Origin of the sequence: Microbacterium sp. BF1, assembly GCF_019279095.1 — a bacterium.
Classification (GTDB): domain Bacteria; phylum Actinomycetota; class Actinomycetes; order Actinomycetales; family Microbacteriaceae; genus Microbacterium; species Microbacterium maritypicum.
This window is the reverse complement of the sequence record NZ_JAGYWT010000838.1, coordinates 1-601: the sequence shown is the minus strand read 5'-3', so window position 1 is coordinate 601 and position 601 is coordinate 1. Positions and strand designations below refer to the sequence as shown.

1 pseudogene is annotated in these 601 nt (G+C 61.6%); it reads left to right on the top strand.

Going from position 1 to position 601, the window contains the following annotated elements:
• Positions 1-127: 127 nt before the first annotated feature.
• A pseudogene (locus KZA10_RS17100) lies at positions 128-414 on the top strand (integrase core domain-containing protein); the annotation flags it as partial.
• Positions 415-601 lie beyond the last annotated feature (187 nt).

Sequence of the window (601 nt, the reverse complement as noted above, 5' to 3'; positions counted from 1 at the left end):
GCCGTCGCGGACGCGATCAACAACCGCCCGCGAGAAATCCTCGACTGGCGCACCCCCGCCGAGGCCTTCGAAGAGCTACTACGATCGACCCAACAAACAATCGTTGCGACGACCGGTTGAATACGGCCAGTTCCGGTCGCGGAAGTTCGTCGAGCTGCTCCGCCAGAGCGGGATCACCGGATCGATGGGCCGCGTCGGTGCATGCGCAGACAACGCCGCAATGGAGTCGTTCTTCGCGCTCCGGCAGAAGAACGTCCTCAACAAGAAGAGGTGGCACTCGAGACAAGAACTCCGCCTCGAGATCGTGACCTGGATCGAGCGAACCTACCACCGCCGCAGGCGACAACGACCCCTCGGCAGACTCACCCCATCGAGTTCGAGATACTCAACACACAAGCCGCTCACGCGGCCTGAAAACCCAAACAAGACGAGTCAAGCAAACCGTCAGCAGTCCCGTCGGCCGCAGTCTGAGATGGGCGTGAGGAAGGAATTGGTGACAACTGATCGTTAGTGCCGGGAGGCGCTGGCGGGGAGGATGTCATCATGCCTGGTCCCTATCCCAGAGAGTTCCGCGAGGACGTTGTCGCGGTCGCTCGTAGCC